At 64.9% G+C, this 2,331-nt stretch carries 2 protein-coding genes; both read right to left on the bottom strand.

What is annotated here, in order from left to right:
- A partial coding sequence (locus tag ACFQEU_RS14625) for an APC family permease (protein ID WP_379783350.1) occupies positions 1-883 on the bottom strand: 883 nt, incomplete at its 3' end.
- A gap of 256 nt (positions 884-1,139) precedes the next feature.
- Positions 1,140-2,331, bottom strand: a 1,192-nt coding sequence (locus ACFQEU_RS14620; protein ID WP_379783348.1) for a potassium channel family protein, incomplete at its 5' end; no start/stop codon positions are given.

Below are 2,331 nucleotides of genomic sequence, written 5' to 3'. Positions count from 1 at the left end.
CGTTCGCGGTCGACGCCAGCGCCAGCAGTGCGGCGGCGACGACCGCCGCGGTACCGATCGTTCCGAGCGCCTGCTCCGCAGCGAGCCCCATGATCGGCCCCTCGCCGTCCGACTGGAGCTGACCGGCCTCGATCGCGGCCGGGATGTCGACGATGCCGATCGCGACGTAGACGACCGCGACGTACAGCGCGGTGGTGAGCACGAGCGACCCGATCATCGCTCGCGGGATCGTCTTCCCGGGGTCTTTCACCTCCTCGGCGACCGCCGCGATCTTGATCACGCCCGCGTAGGAGATGAACACGAGCGCGGTCGCCGCGAGCAGTCCGCTACTCCCGAAGTTCAACGCGCCCGCGGTCTGTTCGGGGACGATATCGGGGACGCCGCCGACGATGAAGTAACCGAGCACGACGATCATCACCCCGACGATCACGAACTGGAGGCTGCCGGCGCTTTTCGTGCTCACGATGTTGATGAGGGTGAAGAAGATCGCGAGGGTCACCGCGAGCGGGAGGATGTACTCCGCGATCCCGGGAGCGACGAACACGAGATACGGGACGCCCCCGACGAGCGCCAACGCACCCTTAAACGAAAGCATGAACCAGTTCCCGACCCCGGCGATAGTGCCCAAAAGCGGTCCCATTCCGCGTTCGACGTAGACGTAGGAGCCGCCGTCTTCCGGCATGGCCGTGGCCATCTCGGAGGCGCTGAACGCGGCGGGAAGTATCAGTATCCCGGCTAAGAGAAAGGCCAGAACGACCGCCGGCCCGTCGACGGTGACGAACGCCACGCCAGGGAGGATGAACACGCCCGATCCAACCATCGCACCGATGGCGATCGCCATCGTGGAGAACAACCCGAGATCACGTTTGAGTCCTGTTGGCACGTAGGGTCACGTCGAAGTGTTCGACGTAGTTTTGTAATGTGTACGCACTACTTAACGAACTCCCTTACTGGTTAGATCGACGGGTTTAATATTGTGCTATAGTTGGGTTTCTCTACAATACTCTTAGAAGCCATACGGTGGCCAAGCCGTTCTAAAACCGGTGTCGTCGAGACGGCCACCTCGCTGAGCGAGAATCGGTCCGCCCGGGGCGTCCCTCTCGCTCCGAAGGAACCCGACTGGTCAGGAAGACGGCGGCTCAGTCGTGGGGATGAACGCGTTTGATAGCCTTCTCAACGTCGTCCTCGTCGCCGAGGATCGTGACCCGGTCGCCCGCCTCTAACACCGTGTCGCCGTGGGGGACGAACGTCTCGCCGTCGCGGTCGACGACGGCGATGAGGACGCCCTGCGGGATCTCCGAGCCCATCTGCTGGACCGTCTGCCCGGCGAACGTCTCGGAGGTGACTGTCACTTCCTGTGCGTCGTGACCGTCGCCGAGCTGGTTCATCCAGTGGGCGAGCGAGGGACGTTCGATCTCGTTGTCGATCGACCACGCCATCGCCGAGGAGACGTCGATAGCCCTGACGTCCAAGGCGTCGAACGCCGGAACGTTGTCGGGGTCGTTCACCCGAGCGATCACCGTCTCGACGTCGAACTTGTTCTTCGCGAGCTGGGAGACGAGGAGGTTCGTGTCGTCGTTGGCGGTCGCCGCAACGACGAGCTTCGCGTTCTCCGCGCCGTGTTCCGACAGCGTTGCCGTCTCCGTTCCGTCACCCGTCGTCGCACGGAACCCGTCGGATTGTAACGTCTCGACGACCGCCGGGTCCCGGTCGAGGATCGTCACGTTCTCGCCGCGTTTCGTCAGTCGTGTGGCGAGGGTCCGACCGACTCGGCCCCCGCCGATGATGAGTGTCTTCATCGGTTGGACGTCGAAGAGTTCCGCGATCTGTCTGGCCAGCCCCGCCTGCAGGACCACCGTGACGAAGATGACGAGGAACACCGCCCCCACCAGCGTCTGCGCCTCGGCGGTCGCGCCCGTCTGTTGTAAGTCGATCGCGAACAGCGTGGCGACCGACGCCGGGATGATCCCCCGTGGGCCGACGAAACTGAGGAAGTACCGCTCGTTCCGCGTGAACACCGACTCCCGTGCAGAGAGGAACATCACGAGCGGCCGGATCACGAGCGTCACCGCGATGACGACGGCGATCCCGCCGAGACCGAGGCCGAGCAGCGCCTCGAAGTCGATGAGCGCCGCCAGCGAGATGAACACGAACGAGAGCGCCACGAGCGTGAGATCCCGCCCGAACTTCACGACCTCCTCGCGGTGCGGGAGGTCGACGTTCCCGAGGGCGACGCCGGTAGCGGCCGCGGCGGCGACACCGGTTTCCGGGGCGACGGACTCGGCGAGCCCGTACGAGACGAACGCGCCGCCGAGCGTGACGAGCCGCACG

The sequence above is a fragment of the Halorubrum tibetense genome (assembly GCF_042661865.1).
Lineage (GTDB): Archaea > Halobacteriota > Halobacteria > Halobacteriales > Haloferacaceae > Halorubrum > Halorubrum tibetense.
The sequence above is the reverse complement of the archived record's forward strand: the minus strand, read 5'-3'. Positions and strand labels throughout refer to the sequence as shown.